The organism is uncultured Kriegella sp. (assembly GCF_963975415.1).
GTDB lineage: Bacteria > Bacteroidota > Bacteroidia > Flavobacteriales > Flavobacteriaceae > Kriegella.
Genome location: NZ_CAXBGN010000017.1, coordinates 47,383 through 65,209, shown reverse-complemented (window position 1 = coordinate 65,209; position 17,827 = coordinate 47,383). Strand labels below are relative to the sequence as shown.

Annotated in this window: 8 protein-coding genes; all 8 read right to left on the bottom strand. The window is 40.5% G+C overall.

All coding sequences use genetic code 11. The features are described 5' to 3' along the window. Positions 1-79: 79 nt before the first annotated feature. The 8 genes from AACZ88_RS22885 to AACZ88_RS22850 all read right to left on the bottom strand — a co-directional run bounded on the left by AACZ88_RS22885 (position 80) and on the right by AACZ88_RS22850 (position 17,658). Positions 80-1,753: an alkaline phosphatase family protein gene (locus tag AACZ88_RS22885; protein WP_339715799.1), complete on the bottom strand. Its 1,674-nt coding sequence runs from the start codon at positions 1,751-1,753 to the stop codon at positions 80-82. Positions 1,754-2,296: 543 nt separating this feature from the next. After that, positions 2,297-6,268 (bottom strand): FlgD immunoglobulin-like domain containing protein, encoded by a 3,972-nt coding sequence (locus AACZ88_RS22880; protein ID WP_339715796.1) that lies wholly within the window; start codon positions 6,266-6,268, stop codon positions 2,297-2,299. 322 nt (positions 6,269-6,590) lie between these two features. Continuing rightward, positions 6,591-8,102, bottom strand: coding sequence for an SGNH/GDSL hydrolase family protein (locus AACZ88_RS22875; protein ID WP_339715793.1), 1,512 nt, complete (start codon positions 8,100-8,102; stop codon positions 6,591-6,593). A 58-nt stretch (positions 8,103-8,160) separates the two neighbouring features. After that, entirely contained in the window at positions 8,161-9,990 is a 1,830-nt protein-coding gene (locus AACZ88_RS22870) for a carbamoyltransferase N-terminal domain-containing protein (RefSeq protein ID WP_339715790.1), read from the bottom strand. Between the two features lie 3 nt (positions 9,991-9,993). After that, complete coding sequence (locus tag AACZ88_RS22865) at positions 9,994-10,146, bottom strand: DUF5989 family protein (RefSeq protein ID WP_339715787.1); 153 nt, start codon at positions 10,144-10,146, stop codon at positions 9,994-9,996. 446 nt (positions 10,147-10,592) lie between these two features. Next, complete coding sequence (locus tag AACZ88_RS22860) at positions 10,593-12,512, bottom strand: hypothetical protein (RefSeq protein WP_339715784.1); 1,920 nt, start codon at positions 12,510-12,512, stop codon at positions 10,593-10,595. A gap of 17 nt (positions 12,513-12,529) precedes the next feature. Next, positions 12,530-14,251 (bottom strand): RagB/SusD family nutrient uptake outer membrane protein, encoded by a 1,722-nt coding sequence (locus AACZ88_RS22855; protein ID WP_339715781.1) that lies wholly within the window; start codon positions 14,249-14,251, stop codon positions 12,530-12,532. Positions 14,252-14,271: 20 nt separating this feature from the next. Further along, positions 14,272-17,658, bottom strand: a complete 3,387-nt coding sequence (locus AACZ88_RS22850) for a TonB-dependent receptor (RefSeq protein WP_339715779.1) — start codon at positions 17,656-17,658, stop codon at positions 14,272-14,274. Positions 17,659-17,827 lie beyond the last annotated feature (169 nt).

Sequence of the window (17,827 nt, the reverse complement as noted above, 5' to 3'; positions counted from 1 at the left end):
TTTTTAGTTTAATACTATTCTAAAATTAAAGGGTCGGCTTAGGCCAAATCTGTCTTGTGTGCCATACAATTGAACAGCCTTATTGTAGGTACAACCGATCGGATGAAAGTACCTGCTTAGGAATACCGGGGCCTTCAAAAAAGGTATACAGTCCGTAACCACCACCACTATTGTACCACTGCAATTCGATCTTGTGCTTACCTTTTTCCAACGCCAAACTTCCCTTTTTTTCCGTAACACCATGGTTGCCATCATGATCTACAACTTCCTTATCGTTCACAAAGAGTTTGCTTCCATCGTCAGATGCTATATAAAAGGTATAATCGCCTGGTACTTCCACATCAAAATAGGTGGTAAACACCATGGCCAATTGGTCAACACCATTGGGAAAAGTAAGCCCTTCCGAGGTAATTTCAAACGTTCTAAAAGTCTCACCCACTTGAGACAGCGTATCAAAATCCGGTAATTTTTCTAAATTTTTACCGTAATAATACTTTGCCGAAATTCCTCTTCCTTCCGCATTGTCGAGTACTCGAAAATAGGCCGTCTGAACATTACTAACTTCCTTATCCCCTATAAACTTACTGGCCTTTACGACTACCGAACTATCTACCCTAAAGGGAGCGGAATATATCTTGGCTCCCGAATGGGGATCGCTGCCGTCTAGAGTGTAGCGTATATATGAATCGTCGGTCGGCAAATCCATTTCGACCAAGGGTTTCTCCGAAATATACAGCCCTCCCGATGGATTAAAATGATAACCTATTGGATATATCCTCGGAGCTTTGACGAAGCTTTTGGTGGCATATATTCCCTCTGGTTCCGGAAAACCTTCAAAAGCACTCTTTACCGGCCAGCCAACCCAAGCTTCTGGCACCGGAACCCCCAAGGCAAAAGCTACGGTGGGTGAATTATCAATAGCATTCACCGACTCCTTTATCTCATAATTCCTTTTTACTTCTGGTCCCCTCATTATAAATGGTATGGTCAATTCTTCCGGTGTATCACCACCATGACCATTGCCTATGCCGCCATGATCGGCCGTTAATATGACCAAGGTATTACTGGCCATTCCGGTTCGATCCAAGGCCTGAAGAATTTCTCCCACATAGGCATCCGCTTCCGTCACAGCCTTATAATAGGTTTCCGACCCATGGCCAAAAGAATGACCAGCTTGATCAACATCATCAAAATGCACAAAAAAGTATTTGGGCCTTTTTTCCGCCAAATACTCAACCGCTAAATCCGCCGTTTCTTTTAATGTTTCGGTACTCTTGGCATAATTCAAGTGTTCGGGTTCATAATATATCGCAACGCCATCCCATTGATGAACGGTTCCCAATTCTGCAGTTGCTTCCGCTCTTCGAATTACTTCAAAAATTGTGGGGAACAGCTTCTTTTGGCCGTCTGCACTTACCAATGGTGGCAGCACCGGCTCCAAAGGATCGGAGTCATTTCCTGTAATCCCATGTTGTTCCGGACCGGCCCCCATCAATACCGATGCCCAATTTGGACCAGAACTAGTTGGCAGTACGCCTCTTGCATGCATGGTATATGCACCCTCTTTTATAAGGCTGTCTATATTTGGTGTATGGGCATTTGCTATACCATCGGGACTTAAGGCATCAATGCCAATAACCAAAACGTGTTCTATCCCCTTAATTCCCGCATCTTCATTTCTACATGCAGCCAATGCAAGGGCGAGCGCAGTCCCAATGAAAAGGCACTTTGTAAACTTTCTGAAGCTATTCATCTTATTAGTATTCATATTTTCGTTCGAATACATAATTTTATAATATATGTATACATTTTTAACCAAAAGTAAAAATAAAATTTTACTTATAGTTAAATATATTAACAAAATAAGATTAAGTTTAGGTTAGAAATGAAGATTGGCTTGAATACCTCTCTGATTCATTTTAAATTTTAGGGATTGGCTCCTAAAACTGTAGCGGCAGGAAATATTAGTGTTTTTCTTCCAATTATATAGTGGCGTAGCAGAAAGCACCAATTCTTGCCAGTATAGAAAATAATATATCCACCACATTGGTCATTTCCGGGTTACAAATGCCAAGTTAATGAAGATACCTCACCATCCCCATAATTTTTCAGAAATACCCATATAGGGCTACTACTTAAATGTTTTATTTGATATTTTTATTTTGACAAAAAACCATTGCATAAAGTGTATGATATGGCCTAAATAGGTTGATTTAGACCATATCGATAAACACGTTATATTAAAAATTAATAGTTTAAGAGATTCACCCCAAGGGTTTGATTTTCCCCTGATTTATTATTCAATTACTATTGGCCCCCAATACTGTGGATACAACCTTGCCTCTGTTGGAATGTCATCGGTCATGGTTGTCTGTGGGTTATCGGGAGTATATAAATAGTTTCTGCTTACCGCTTGAACCCCACGTTGTCCGTTTCCTGAATAGCGAAGATCAATATCACCTCTTAGGCTGCTTTCTTTCCATATATTAAATTCAAGAAAAGAAAGGGGGACGGCAAAAGTAGCTTCATAGCCGTTAGATGTCTTTTCCATCTTCACTTCACCACCGGTAACTTCACCTACATATTCGAACAAAACCTTACCATTAGCGGGCGTATAATATTCGAACGGAGCCTTTTTTTGCGATGTTTTCTGTTTCATTGCCAAGAGTTTCGGAACTCCATCGAGCATAACTGCACTGATGCGGATATCTCCTTGACCGGGGGTATCCGATCCACGTTTCGGCCCTAGTACTACTCCGGCAATGTCTCCGCCCTTAAAGAATAGCTCTAACTGACTTGCTGCATTGACCATTGGCGAAGGATCAATTACTTCCATTCGGCCATAAAGATTTTTGTCATCGTAAGCCAACTGTCCTGAACCAAGCTTTCTTCCTTTTTTCACCACTTTTGAAGATATGATTTCACTCCAACCATTTTTATTTGACATTAAATCCAGCTCCGTCGGAACGATTCTCAATGTCTGTACCGGCTCTTCTATGATTTTGTCTTTCTCATACGTCTTATCTAATTCTATCTTCCCATAGACTCTATTCTCTCCGTTCACTTCACCTCCTTTAAATCCCTTTACGCGATAAGCCTTGCCCGTAGAATATGCCCATAGTTCATCTTGCTCTGGAAAATATTGCACTCTTGCACCACTGGTTTCACCTCCAAAAGTATAAGGTCCTGGCGCCGGTGCCTCTGCCGGGTTGTTCATTAGGGCATCTACAAAAAATCCATCATGGGTATAAAAATAAATCTGGCCCCATTCACTGCCGCCGGCAACATATTTGTCATTTACTATGCCCGCTAAATTCCAGAAATGATACATTTCTCCTGCTTTTGCACCAGCAGTTGCTTTGCGCCCAGCCATCCATTGTAAGTCGCCCTTAGCATCATACTTGGCAAACTTTACCGCATTAAAGGTAGACGTATGCCCCAACCCTTCAAGCATCTCCTTGGCAACTGTTTCCGATGGATAGTCATACTTTCCTCCAAATCCCTTGGCCGCCACATTAAAAGCTGTATATATATTCTTTTGACTATCCAGACGAACGCCCAATATACCTGTTCTCCAAGTTTGGCCAAATCTTTTCATTCCGGGAAATACAACGGGAACTGCTAGTGACGCTTTCGCTAAGTCCCATTCAATTTGTCCATCAGAAAGCAATGATTTTGCAGGAATTTTTAGGATTTGGTTCATAGAAACGAAATAGAGATCCCCATTCGACTCCATATGAAGAGACGACGTTTTATCGGCAATGTTCAATAGCTGATTCCCATCTGCCGTTTTGCTTAATCGGCTTTTCTCTTCTTCTTGTTTGACCCCATCGGCATTTTTATCGATCCAAAGATCAAAGCGTTTCTCTTTTCTCGACCACTCCCACATTGAAACAGGGCGCAACACATCATTTTCCATTAATAATACTGAATGTGGATCGGTATCTTTCACAAGATAGAGTTTGTTGTTATCTGCCTTTATTACTTCCGGCTGAGGAATCAAGCGTTCAAGACTTCCTACGAACGAATAAGGAGTACGGCTTAAATCCCAATATGCATCGGGCTCACCCACTTCCAAAGGGCCTGTAACATTTCCTCTTCCTATACCATCGGTCAGCATATAGAACACATGTTTGGGATCATCGGGCATCGGCCATGTTGAATTCCAGTATACCCCGGGGCCAAACCAACGGTTTTCCAATTTTCCATCAGGTATACTGAAACGGGAAAACACCTTTGGAAGAGAAGATTCGGTCACCAGTAAACGACCTTCTTTGTCAATACATAACCCCGTGGGGTTCAACAAGCCCGATTGATCATACTTTCCTTGCCATGGGCGACCACCCCTTTTACCGATTGATGAAATAATTTTGCCTTTATTACTGAAGATTTTCACCTGCTGCGCTTCCCCTTGATTAGACACAAAGATTTGACCATTTCTATCAACGGCTACATCGTAGGGTACTTCGAGGTTACGTGACACAACAGTTTTCCTTTTTCCTACCCCTTGTTCGAATCTAATTATTTTCGGATCGGCACCTTTTGGTGCAGTTACCGCATATAAATTACCCGATGTATCGAAATTGATACCACGTACCCCCGCACAAGCTAGTTGGTCACTTATTTCCCCTGTTTGGGGATTTATTATGAATATTTTTCCCAAGTTATTGCTGGCCATATATATTTTTCCATGTGCTTTGGCTATTCCCATGCAGTCAGGATTATAACTAATGCCAGCTTCGTGATTTGCCACTTTAGCGCTTAAATGTATGGGCATTGGAGATAATTCTAGCGGCAATGGGGCAAGGTTGGCCCTGAATATCTCTTTTTCCGCTTTGCCATCATCCCATGTAAGAAGTGCACCATTGGTTACATCCATTTTAAACAAGTAGGTGATTTGCTGTATTTCAGGAGAATTATCTGAATACTTGTTTTCGCCCAAGGTCACATATAAGTATTTTCCATCGGCGGCCATTGTATAATGCGGTCCAAATCCACCCTTTACAAATGGTGTTTTTCGCCACAGTACCTTGCCATTAAAATCTGTTTTAACTACTGCCTTTCCAGCTTCAGCGCCTGACCAAAGAAAATAGATACCACTTTCGTCTACCACACAGTCTACAGGATTGGAGTGATCTCCGCCCCAGCCCCCCTTTCCATCAAACGTATTATATGGAGGATTCCCCGAGGTACCCACCGACCCAAAATACTCGGCCTTCAACCCCTTATGAAAATAGGCACCCCATTTGTAACTCCCGGGCTTCATAGGTTTTTTCCAGGCATCATACCCATCCCAATATGCCGTATAGGACCCTTTTGAGGTGGACTCACCTCCTACCAATTCACGGATAATCTCTCCATTGTTATCCAAGATATTTACGGAAACCTTTAAACTATCTTCTGGAACCTCAATTTGAATAGGAATGCCCACTTTTGGAGCTTGTTCTTTCCTCTTGGTCGTTACCTCCGCAATTAATTCTTTCATGGTCGGGCGTATTCTTTCGCCAGGAGAAGTTGCGCTAAACTCCATTTGCCCCCAAGTACTAGGACTATGAAATGCAAAATGGCCTGGGTTTTTTCTGAAACATGCAGAGAAGATTGTACCTCCAGTCCATCTAGGATCAAAAACAAATGCCGTTCTATCACCTGGCTTAAACGGATTTTTCCCATCCGGCACATTTAATGCAGACCAAGGTATAGCAACCTCTACCGTATATTCAAGTTCTCCATCTGTTTTAATAGCTACTTTTGAACCTTCGGGGTTTACATTTTCATCTAAATTTATGCGTGTACCGTGAATGATATGTAAGTAATTTTGGTTGTTATTCGTATTTTTCCAAATACTGATATGGGCGACCCTATCATTTTTTTCCCCCTCTTCATGTGTAAGCGGATAGTTTAATTTAGGATCGGCCGATAAGCGTAATGCAAAAAGGTCATATTGCCAAAAGCGGCTGGTCGGCATCGCTTCATTTTTATATGGCCGCCCTGGTAACGACATTTTTCCGGCAATGTATAATGCATTGTCATCATACATAAGTGCCCACTCCCCATTTAACTTTTCAATAGTTTGCTCCGAAGCATAACAAGGCTCCATAAAAGATAGGTCCCAATCATCCAATTCCCCATCAATCAGAGGGGATATACCGTTTTTTACAGGTGCCGCTTTTGTCAATCCGCCAGTAAGGTCCTGCGCATTTAAACTGGATGAAAATAATATTAGAATTAAAAGGAAAAAAATGGAACAGTTAGTATTAAAACACTTCATTTTATAAATTTTAGCGAATATTGATGTCATACCTTTCTTAGTTTTTGATGTCTTCTCGGTCTCTATTAATTCTCCTATACCCTCGACGATTCTTGTTTCAAGTCCATAACTTTTGCTCGAAATGCCCTTATATTTCAGGCTAAAATCATGGCTTTTGTAAGCATTCCGGCAATATCTATTCACAACAACCCAGTGCATCCAGTAAATGTTTATATCTTCATTGATTCAGGTCTTACCGACCCAGATAGTTGTAATCTAAATGAATAGTATTCCAGGGCAACGATTTTGTTGGCTGACAGATTTCAGCAAATTCTATTTCATTTCATTGCAGTGGTGGTCGGTGAATTTCAAATGCCTCTATAGGAACGGCTCCATCGCCATTCGGAATAATTTCCAAGGTGTGCGGCCCATTTTCCAGACCTTGAACCAAGGTCGTTTTATAAGGTGCCTCTTTGCTGTTCCCAGAAACTGAATAGGTGCTCTTGAACAGGGGTACGGCCGACCAATGCACTTCGAAACCAACTGGAGTGGCTACCTTGAAACCTGCTTTAATTTTGGAAAACATATAATCAGAAGCATCAATAACCACCCGACCAGAATTGGAAACAAAAGATTCGGCACTATTTCCTGAGCCATCATACCCTGTTTTCGAACCTGTTACACTATAAAACCAAATTGTGGAATCGGCATTGACTTTTTCAATTTTCAATGTCCAATCTTCTGCAATCAAGGGTTTATGGTGGCTTACACGTCTAATGGCAGGAAACCAGGTTCCGGGCCCAGCACTTGGACGTGTTAACGTATAAACCATGTTCTCGCTCGTAACAGGATTTCCATCAATAAGAATTCGTGCACTTCCAGTTTTGACTCCATCGGGTGTTTGCCCCTTAATAATATCTACTTTGTTTCCATAAAATGAAAGCTTTAATGTGCTCTTGTCACCTTCACCTGTAGGTATATTATTTACTATTTCCCATGGTTTACCACTAAATTCAAGGGGGTTTTGGAAATTATTATCATAAGCACTTTTTACAAAACACGTTTGTACTGTATTTTGCCATTGACTTGGGTATAAAGAATTAAAGGTCAAATGTTTGCCAACAAGTTGGGTCATAAGCGCATTGCCGTTCCTATTCGGGTGGATTCTGTCTCGCAGTAAATCGGAAGCTTTCAAATTATTATCGGATACGTATTTGGTCCACTCGGTGGAAATATCGACCAACTCACAATTGTATTTATTGGCTACGTATCGAAGGTATTGATATGCGAAGGGATCCACTTGGGGATTATAATCATCTAAATGATGGTTCAGTAATAAGATATCGGAAGTGGTATATCTGCGGATATCTGCAAAAAGTTGTTCTAACTCTCTATTCTTCTCACCATCATAAACATGAAAAATTGTCAAATCGGGATAAAAGGGATAAACATCATGAACCGAGGTACGAATGATTTGTTCGGCATTAAATCCACCAATCGCCCTGTTTTCCAAGGTAATATCTGCATATGGAAACTGCTCTTTCAGGTAAGCAGCTAATAATTCGGTAAAAACTTGACTACCGGTAATGGATTGTCCATAGATTAAAATTTTAACGGGCCACCTACGTTCGGGGCGACTTGTCGCCAAAAGTGTTACGGAGCGAAGGAGGCGCGCTCCAAACAAAAGTTCATTTTTGGCTGCAGCGGGCTCAGGCATCGATTGCATGGGTGGATACTCTTGTTCGTATATCTTTAGGGCTTTCTCTTCGGCGATGCGCTGAGAAAAGGGATTTTGCTGTGCGCTCATAATTTGAGCACCAAGGACCAGAAAAAGAATAATTAAACTTTTAATCATAATATTAATTTTAGCGCTGCCGTTCATTTTTTTAAGTATGGGAATAACAACTGTCTTTTCAATCATTTTTTTTAAGGGGCGCAATCAAGTTCTCAAAAGGCTGATCTGACTTAGCGTAAAGATCATTGCCCACCACGAGATAATCCATACCTGTAGACATAAAGCACCGATATGCATCGGATGGGGAAAAAACAATGGGTTCCCCTCGAACATTAAAACTAGTATTCAATAACATTGCACAACCCGTAATTTTGCAGAATGCCTCTATTAAACTGTGAAAACGTGGTGTCTTTTTCTTATTTACCACTTGTACCCTGGCAGAATAATCAATATGGGTTACGGCTTGAATCGTAGATCGGTTCAGATAAAGTCGTTTCTTCCAATCCATCGAATGGAAATTATCAGGAAATAAAAGACGATGTTGTGCTTTTACCGGAGCGGTCATTAGCATGTATGAATTATATATGGGCATTTCGAAATACTGATCAACCCTTTCCTTTAACACAGCGGGGGCAAATGGTCTAAAATTTTCCCTATATTTAATCTTGTTATTTATCATGTGTTGCGTTTCAGAATGGCGCGGATCGGCCAAAATAGACCGGTTCCCCAAGGCCCGAGGACCAAATTCCATTTCACCTTGAAACCATCCCACTATAGCACCTTGTGATAATTTTTCGGCTACTGTTGAGAATAGGCGGTCATCATCAAGGGTCTGCTTTATAGCATTTTTTCCAAAACTCACTACTTGTTGTTGTTTTGAAACCCCACCAATCAAACTTCCGTTCATACCATCGTCAAGATTGATCGTACGTTTCCCTCTGTATTTTAAATACCAAACTGCAAGTGCCGCACCCAAAGCGCCTCCAGCATCACCCGATGCAGGTTGGATCCAGATGTTTTCGAAAAGTCCCGAGGCTGCTATCTTTCCATTGGCAACGCAGTTTAGAGCCACACCGCCGGCCATTACCAAGTTATTGCATTGGGTAAGATGGCGAGCTGTTTTAGCTAATTTTAAAACAATTTCTTCAGTAACGAGCTGAACTGCCCGAGCCAAGTTCATGAATTCTTGCCTTAACTCGCTTTCTGGACTGCGCCTAGGTATTTTAAAAAGCGACTCCCATAATACATCATTGGTCATGGTTAGCCCAGTGGCAAAGTTGAAATAGCCCATATTGAGTGTAAAGGATCCATCGTCGGCAATATTTATAAGCGTTGACCTTATCTTATCAACCATCTGTTGCGTCTCTTCGCAATCCAATCCATAGGGAGCCAACCCCATCAACTTATATTCCCCACTATTTACCTTAAAACCGCAATAGTAGGTAAAGGCCGAATACAGTAATCCCAAGGAATGTGGAAAATGAAGCTCACAAAGTGTGGTAATATTTTGTTCTTCTCCTTTGGCAATGGCCGTGGTGCACCACTCACCGACTCCGTCTATTGTTAGAATCGCCGCCTTTAAAAACGGCGATGGATAAAATGCACTTGCCGCATGCGACAAATGATGTTCCGAGAAAAGTATCTCGGCACAAATACCAAGCTCCTCTAATTTCCTTTTAATATTGCGTTTGGTATGCAGTTTTTCTTTTATCCATAAAGGAACTGCCCGAAGGAAACTTCTAAACCCTTTTGGAGCAAAAGCATGGTAGGTCTCTATAAGTCTTTCAAACTTTAAAAATGGCTTTTCATAAAATACCACCGCTGTAACCTCTTCAGGTTCTATTTCTGAAGAAGACAAAAGATGACTTATTGCCGACGTAGGAAAGGAACTATCATGCTTAATGCGTGAAAACCGCTCTTCTTGAGCCGCACCCAAAATAGTGCCATTTGCCACCAGAGCAGCTGCACTATCATGATAAAAAGCCGATATGCCCAAAATAATTTCCATAGATTAGAATAACGAATAAATAAAGGGTGCCAACGCCGATCCTTGGGTGACTACGATTAGCGCACTTAATAATATTAATAAGACGATGGTCGGTATCAACCAGTATTTTTTGCGCTGCCCAAGAAACTGAATGAACTCTATAAAAAAATCGAACATGGTATAGTTTTATTCTAGTTTAGTACTGTTAAATAAAAAATACAATTATCAAAACCGCTCATCGGGTAGCTTGTAAAGCATAAAGGATTTAAAATTGTTTTTTGAAATCCGAACCTTCAAATCGTTTGACCCGCTGTATGAAAAAGGAATTCGCTCCCTTGTCTTTTGGCCGAAGTCTTAAGGAATCTTGTCCAAAAAGTCGCATTAAAAATGCGATTGGGGTAAGAACGAAAAAGAAAAGCACCGATAGCAATACAATGGATCCAACCTTTTCAAGCAGTCTCCCTAATTTTAACCATAGCCAGCTAAATGGGGTTAAAACAAAAGGGACTAAAATGGTTATGAGCAAAGAAAAAATAGCTATTTTTAAAAAATACGGACGGTGGGGCATCCACAGAGCGAACAGCAAAAGTGCTAAAGAGAGCACTAAACCAAAGTCAATATTTTTATTTCGCTGATTCATATCGCTGAGCTATATTAAAGTTGCCAATACTGTTGTACAATCGCGCAATCTGAAGTTTTACCTCGGAATTCTCAGGATCTTTTTCAAGCAGGTCCTTAGCAGTTATAAGCTGATTTACTACGTGGGACATAGGGCGAAAATCGGGTTTGGCCTCTATAGAAATTAGGTATTGCACATACTTCAATGTATCTTTTGGCCTGTCTAGCTTAAGGTAAAGAACAAGGAGTTGTCGCGCTGTTTTTTCATTGGTTGCCATTTGCCATTTCATAATACCATAGGTCACTCCTTTCTCATAAGCTTGTGTTTTTGTGCACAATTGAATTACCTTTTCGTATAATTCTTCATTATGCGGATATTCAAGAAGAAGGCTTTCACATATTTTGAGAGCTTTTTCGTATTCATTTGTCTTCAAATAGACGTTTAGAAGTTGAGTCATTCCTTTCTCCCAAGTCATTGTTTTAACAGAAATAGCACCGGCAATAGCCTCTTCAATTGGTTTTTCTCTTCCATCTTCCTCGGGAAGAGGCTCAAGAAATGGCCACCCCTCACGTAAAAGTAAATTGGAAATCTCTCCTGTCATGTAATCAACCTCGGTCAAGGGCATTTCAGAAATCTGGGGAAATGACTTTTGTCGAAGTGATGGGAATAAGGTGTTCTCTTCCGTAGCAAATTTTTCAAACAGGGTTTTTGCCATCAAATAGTGTCCATTTAAATTAGGGTGGAGATGTTCTAAAATTAGCTCCTTCCCAATACACTGTTGCGGGGATTGAGACCTAAAAACACTATCGTTATCGATAAAACTAACATTGGGAAACTCTTTGCTAATCTCCTCTATAACAATATTAATTTCTTCAGGAGACCTAAAACGGAGCGCATCAAGTTCTTTCGCTTTGCGAAAGTAGTATGCTGCATTATGGTTTTGTTGTTCAAAATAGGTCTTACCTAAAAGAAAAAAGGTCATCGCATAATTTGGGTACTGTTCCGTTAATTTCTCCAACCTTGAGGTATATAGTGTAGTATTACCATTCATATTAAAATCAGAGCTAGCTTTCTTCAGTGCCTTTGTAGCTTCTCCATCTGAATCAACAGAAATAAATGGTTTTTGGTCTTTTTCATTACATACCGAATTGACAAGATACACGCTAATACCTGCTTCAGCATATCTCTTTAGTGTGCTACGCAAATTTGTTTCAAATTGCTTGACTCCTTGTTTATATATAGAAGATTGAAGTGGTATTTCGTGGTTTTTTACCATTCGTTTCATTAGGGTTTCATGATAATCAATTTTAGTTTTATTGGCCGTAAAGGCAGAAATGGTATTTGCCAGCAACTGACCTATTTTTGTTTTACGCAACCATATTCCGGCCCTTCCCATGCTTACCCCTAGACCAAATTGACTCGTAGAACCTACGCCTAGGGCCCCATAGTATTCATTGTGGCCAGCATTAATTATCACGGCATCGGGTTTCTGTTCGATAATTTCGTCGACAAAATCATACAAAGCATATGAGTTAAGAGCCGTCATGGCCAGATTAATCAACTCGACCTGAATGGTTGGGTCCGACTGTCGAATTCCATACTTTAACATTCGAGGAAACGTACCATTGAAAAAATAAGGAAAACCAACGGCTGTAGATTCACCTTGCACAAATATTCGGGCTGTATTCGCGGGTTTCACTTTCGTAAACGACTCGATTTTTCCTTTGGTAGCATTCTTTTCTTGGATAAAGTAGCGCAGGGAAACTTTATCATTCAAATGTTGCAATGAACTATCTTGCTTATCAGTAACAAAGAGAGAGAGATCGTTTCCAAAATTGGCCAAATTAAGTACTAACTCCAATATAACAACTCCTATAATTGGTGTTATTAAAGCCATCACCTTGAAAGCGGTCTCCCTTCTCATTTTGTTTTACTACTCAATTAATAACCCGTACTTTGCTCGCAATTGCTATTAGATTCTATCTCCACCAATGGAATAGGCGCATAATAGGAATTAGGATTAACCGATATCTTTACACCCGGTGTAATAAGTGTATAGGTATACCATTTATTTACCACATCCTCCAGTGATTTCCAGCGGCAATAGTCAAACCAATTTTGCGCCCCCTCTGCACAAAATTCCTTAAACCGCTCTTCTTTAAGATCTTCAAAAAGTTCTTCCCCTGTTGATGTAATATCTTGAGATTGATCAAAAACATTATAAGCGCGACGACGAACTTTGTTTATATACTCGCGTGCAACATCTTCTTGGCCTACTTTCAAAGACGCCTCAGCATACATTAAATAGACGTCAGCCAAACGCATAAAATGTATATTAATACCGGTACTTACTTCCCAGTCGTATAAGTTCTTCTCAAGCGGTACATATTTTCTAATTGACCATCCTTTTATTGAGTTCCCCATATCGTCTTCATATCCCTTTGTGCCTGCATAAGGTAGCAGCAACTCCTTGCCATAAATGAATTGATCGGGTCTTACATTTGTACCAGCTTCAACCACATTGCCATCTACGGTTTTGGTTATGAGTGTAGCAGGTTCCATTGCAACAATTTTTAAACGGGGGTCGGTTCCGAAGCGTTCTATATTGCGGTCATGTAAAAATAAATTACACCATCCTGTTTCTTGGGTACCGGTAACAATATAATCCCCGTCCCCATCAGGTATGGGAATATCATTCTCATCAGTGTCTAAATGTCCAACAAAAGGAGCAATTTTCAGGCTATGCATAGTACCCTCCGAACCTCCCCAGACACCCCAAGAACCTGGGCGGTTCTTCACGCTTAATTCAAGAAGAGATTCGTCACTAAATTCAATTTGGTCTTCATTAAAGAGCTTGCTGTATTCTTCATAAGGCAGCAGAGACTTGGCACTATTGTCTATAACATTTTTTAAAATAGTGGCCGACTCTTGATAATTGCCATTACCTAATTGAAGTTGTCCGATAAAGGCTTGAGCTGTAAATTTGGTTGGCTTTGCCACAGCAGTACCAGATCTAGAAGTGGGCAGAATTTTTTCTGCCTCCTTATAATCTGAAAGTATTTGGGCATATACCTCATTAACAGTCGACCTTGGTAAATATTGCAACTCAGAGTTTGTGGCAACTTCTGTATGAATTATTACCCCTCGTTTTTCTCCATCCCCATTTGCCGGGTAACCTTCTCCAAAAAGCTGTACGAGTTGATGGTGCGCCCAACCTCTCCAAAACAACGCCTCAGCCCTGTATTCATTAATAGCGGCATTATCTTCAGCAGTAAATTCAGAGGCTTCCAAATTATCACATGCCCTAAGCAACACATTTGTTGAGCCAATAATCTTGTAAAATCCTTGCCAGGCTTCTGTTAAATATGCATTTTGAGGAGTCCACCTATGGCTGGCTGCTTCCTGCCAGTTTCGTTCTTGTTTCCATCCAAAATCAACCGAATGATCGGCTGGAAAAATCACTCCTGTCAGATAATCAAACCCATAAAGGTTATAGTCATTAATATTTGAATAGATATTTGCAGCAACCAACTCTAGCGAAGCTGGATCATTAGGAAATTCGACTAGCGTGGCCGAATCGTAATCGGTTGATTCTAAATACTCGTCAGAGCAGCTGCTCATAATTAGAATCGTAACAAAGATGTACAAAGCTACTTTTTTCATAATTGATTTTATTATTTTTTTTACAATTTCAAACTTATTCCCCCCATTACCGACTTGGTCGACGGAGTACGGCCAGGGCCAAAACTATTTCGTTCCAAGTAACCACCACCAAGTTCAGGGTCACCTTCAAACTTTGAAAATATCAACAGGTTTTCGAAGTTTACAAAAAACTTCAATTCACCAAGATTTAGTCGATCCAAGATTGGTTTTGGAAGCCCCCATCCTAAGTACAAGGTTTTTAATTTAAGAAAGGAACCATCTTCAATTAAATAGTCTGACTGAGTTGAAAAGTTTTGATTGGGATCACCAAAAACAACCCGGGGATTTTTTGAATCGGTATTGGAAGGACTCCAATAATCAAAAATCTTTGTAGTAGCATTATCTGACTGAAAAATATTGTGGTCGTTAATCTTTTGAGTATTGTAAATATCAGTATCATAATTACCTAACCACCCCATGTTCAATTCGAAATTTCGCCATGAGAGGCTGATATTCGATCCATAAATAAGCTTTGGCCATGGATTTCCGATAACATCCATATCTTCCTCAGGAGTAATCATATTGTCATTATTCAGATCAACATACTTAAAATCCCCAGGAGCAGTACCTTCAACCTGATAAAAATTACCTTCTCCTGCGGCTAAGTTAAGTGCATCTATTTCCTCTTGTGTCTGAAAAATTCCGGCTACCTGGTAGCCATACATTTGACCCATTGGCTTTCCGTTCTCTGTTCGGTACATTGAGCTGGCCATTGGATAGCCACTGCTGCCGTTTCTCCATATTATAGGGTTCAATTCATCGCTAAGTTTTACGACCACATTCTTGTTGGTTGAAGCGGTCAAGGCAACATCAAAATTCAGTTCTTTTATCTTGCTTTGATACTGAACCATAAAGTCGAATCCTTTGTTATTTATTTCGCCAATATTAGCTATAAATGGTGTTTGGGTCCAGGTGGTTCCCATATGTTGGGAGGCAGAAGGGGGAAGCGTTATAGGGTACAACATGTCAGTTGTATTTTTATCGTAATATTCAGCTGAAAAATTCAACTTATTATTAAAAAGTCCGGCTTCTAGACCAATATCCAACTGGGTCACTTCTTCCCATTTAATACTAGTATTCGGAAGCTTGTCATAACGATAGGGAGTAACGACATTAACACCATCAGGGGAATAAAAACTTTGGGTATTTGTCCAAGAAGACAGATAAAGAAAGTTGGGTACCGAGCTATTGCCTATGGCACCATAACCCGAACGTAATTTTAAATTGGAAATCCATGAGAGGTTGTCGGCAATGAAAGATTCTTTATGAATATTCCAGCCGGCAGATACCGATGGAAATACACCGAACCTATTATCAGGGCCGAACTGAGGATAACCGTCACGTCGTATTGTCCCTTGTACCATATATTTACTGTCATAGGAGTAATTCAGGCGAGCAAACTGCGAAAAGCTCCCATTATCATATCTAGAGCCCGAAGAGGGTTGTTGATCAGCTCCCAATCCAATAGACCACGCAGGATCAATACTAAAGTTAGTCGCTTCGGCCCGTGTGCTATTCCCTACACTTTTGGAGGCATCATATCCGATTAATGCCCCTATATTATGTTTATCGCCTAATGTTTTCTTATAATCTAGCGTATAAAACATCTTACCAAAATAATTTGCCCCATTAGAGCTTACCAATTTGGATTCAATAAATAAATCACCTGCGCTGGCATCTGGATTATAAGATTTAGAGCCATTGCCCCCTCCGGATCCTGTGAAATTAGCCTGAAACATTAACCCTGAAGCCACTTCGTAATCAAGAATCAAATTTAAATTTACCCCTACTGAATGAGACAAATTCTGTGTATTCATTACACTCATCAAGGGATTGAAAGCATTGGTTAAATTACCGACCGGTCTCATACCCCACCCACCATCTGGGTTGTTAGCATCATAGGGTTCCATTATTGGTGTAACACGGTAGGGAAGCCCACCTGTCGAACCGCCTTCACTTCTATTTAGGTTTGCATTTAGAATCTGAGTTATTTTTAGCTTATCATTGAATTGTGTGACACTTGCAATCCTGAACTTGAACTGTTCCTGTACAGGGGAAGCCACACCTATACCCCTATTATTTGAGTAGACCAATGATGATGACAATTTTGTTTTCTCGGTACCCCCTGATAGATTCAAATAATAATTCTGTTGCAGGGCACTTCTAAACAAAATATCATTCCAATCTGTACTGGGTAAACTAGCAGGGTTGTTCCAACCCGAAATTTCCATTTCCGTCTCACTTGGTTGAAAGCCCGAAGCCAATCGTATTTTAATATAATCTGGGGTTGACAAGTAATCAGGTAAGTATGTTGGTGTTGCCATCCCAATATTTTGCCTAAAATGCACCTGTAATTTACCGGCCCGCCCTTTTTTTGTTGTCACCAAGATAACGCCGCCAGCCCCGGCAGCACCATATATTGCAGTGGAAGAAGCATCCTTTAATACTTCAATAGATTCAATATCATCCATGTTAGGCACTACTCCTGCCGCCCCATCTACGATCCAGAGAGGATTCGACCCATTGATCGATGCGGCACCACGAATAATAATACTTCCGTTACTTACGTTCACTCCAGCAACCCTTCCTTGAAGAACTTCAGTAACACCAAGGTTCATGTCTTTAAATTCATCCGGTTTCAATGAGACTATTGATCCGGTAACATCCGATTTTTTCTGAGTACCGTATCCGACGATAACCACCTCATCCAGTCCTGCTGCACTCTCTTCGAGCTCAACGACTATTTGATTCCGCCCCTGTAAGGCCACTTCCTGAGTAGTAAAACCAATATAGGAAACAACCAATACGGCATTCTCATCGGAAACTTCAATGGAAAAATGACCATCAAAGTCGGTTTGAGTTCCATTCGACGTGCCTTTTTCAAGAATGTTAGCACCTGGCAACGGAGTACCGGTCAAGTCATTTACACTTCCCTTTATGACCAAATCTTGATTAGGTAATTTCGATGACTGCGTTGGAACGGCTTTAACCGTAGGTCTTCTTACTTTGCCCTCTCTTAATATAATTTGCCTGCCTCGAACTTTGTAATCGGTTTTTGTATTCTCAAACATTACGTTGAGTACAGTTTCGATTTTTTCGCCTTCCACTTTCAAGGATACTTGTCGCTCTAAGTCAACATGTTTTACCTTATAAATAAACCGAAATTCTGTAGCCGACTCAATATCATCAATAATGGCACTGACGCTGGCATTGTTGACATCCAATGTCACCTTCGTTTTTTGAGAATAGCTGTCATTGGCATGTAACCCCAACATGGTCGTAATCAATAACAACGTAGTAAGTTTCATTTTTAGGTTTAATTTCAACAAAGGTCGATAGTACCCCTGTTGATTAACTGGTTTTTTCATATTTTTGAAATGTTTAATGGTGGTTTGCAAATTGGTTGCGCGATCACTTTTTACCACCGGAAAATGCTCTAACATTTTCCGGTTTTGTTTTTAGCTCAAAACGAAGTGTCGGTGTATGTGTGTCTACCTAGATCCCGAGTTCTATTACATATCTATCTTATTTAACTGA

Coding starts and splice junctions, on each gene's coding strand:
- AACZ88_RS22855 (WP_339715781.1), bottom strand. CDS start 14,251: ATGAAAAAAGTAGCTTTGTACATCTTTGTTACGATTCTAATTATGAGC.
- AACZ88_RS22865 (WP_339715787.1), bottom strand. CDS start 10,146: ATGTTCGATTTTTTTATAGAGTTCATTCAGTTTCTTGGGCAGCGCAAA.
- AACZ88_RS22885 (WP_339715799.1), bottom strand. CDS start 1,753: ATGAATAGCTTCAGAAAGTTTACAAAGTGCCTTTTCATTGGGACTGCG.
- AACZ88_RS22875 (WP_339715793.1), bottom strand. CDS start 8,102: ATGATTAAAAGTTTAATTATTCTTTTTCTGGTCCTTGGTGCTCAAATT.
- AACZ88_RS22850 (WP_339715779.1), bottom strand. CDS start 17,658: ATGAAAAAACCAGTTAATCAACAGGGGTACTATCGACCTTTGTTGAAA.
- AACZ88_RS22870 (WP_339715790.1), bottom strand. CDS start 9,990: ATGGAAATTATTTTGGGCATATCGGCTTTTTATCATGATAGTGCAGCT.
- AACZ88_RS22860 (WP_339715784.1), bottom strand. CDS start 12,512: ATGAGAAGGGAGACCGCTTTCAAGGTGATGGCTTTAATAACACCAATT.
- AACZ88_RS22880 (WP_339715796.1), bottom strand. CDS start 6,268: ATGAAGTGTTTTAATACTAACTGTTCCATTTTTTTCCTTTTAATTCTA.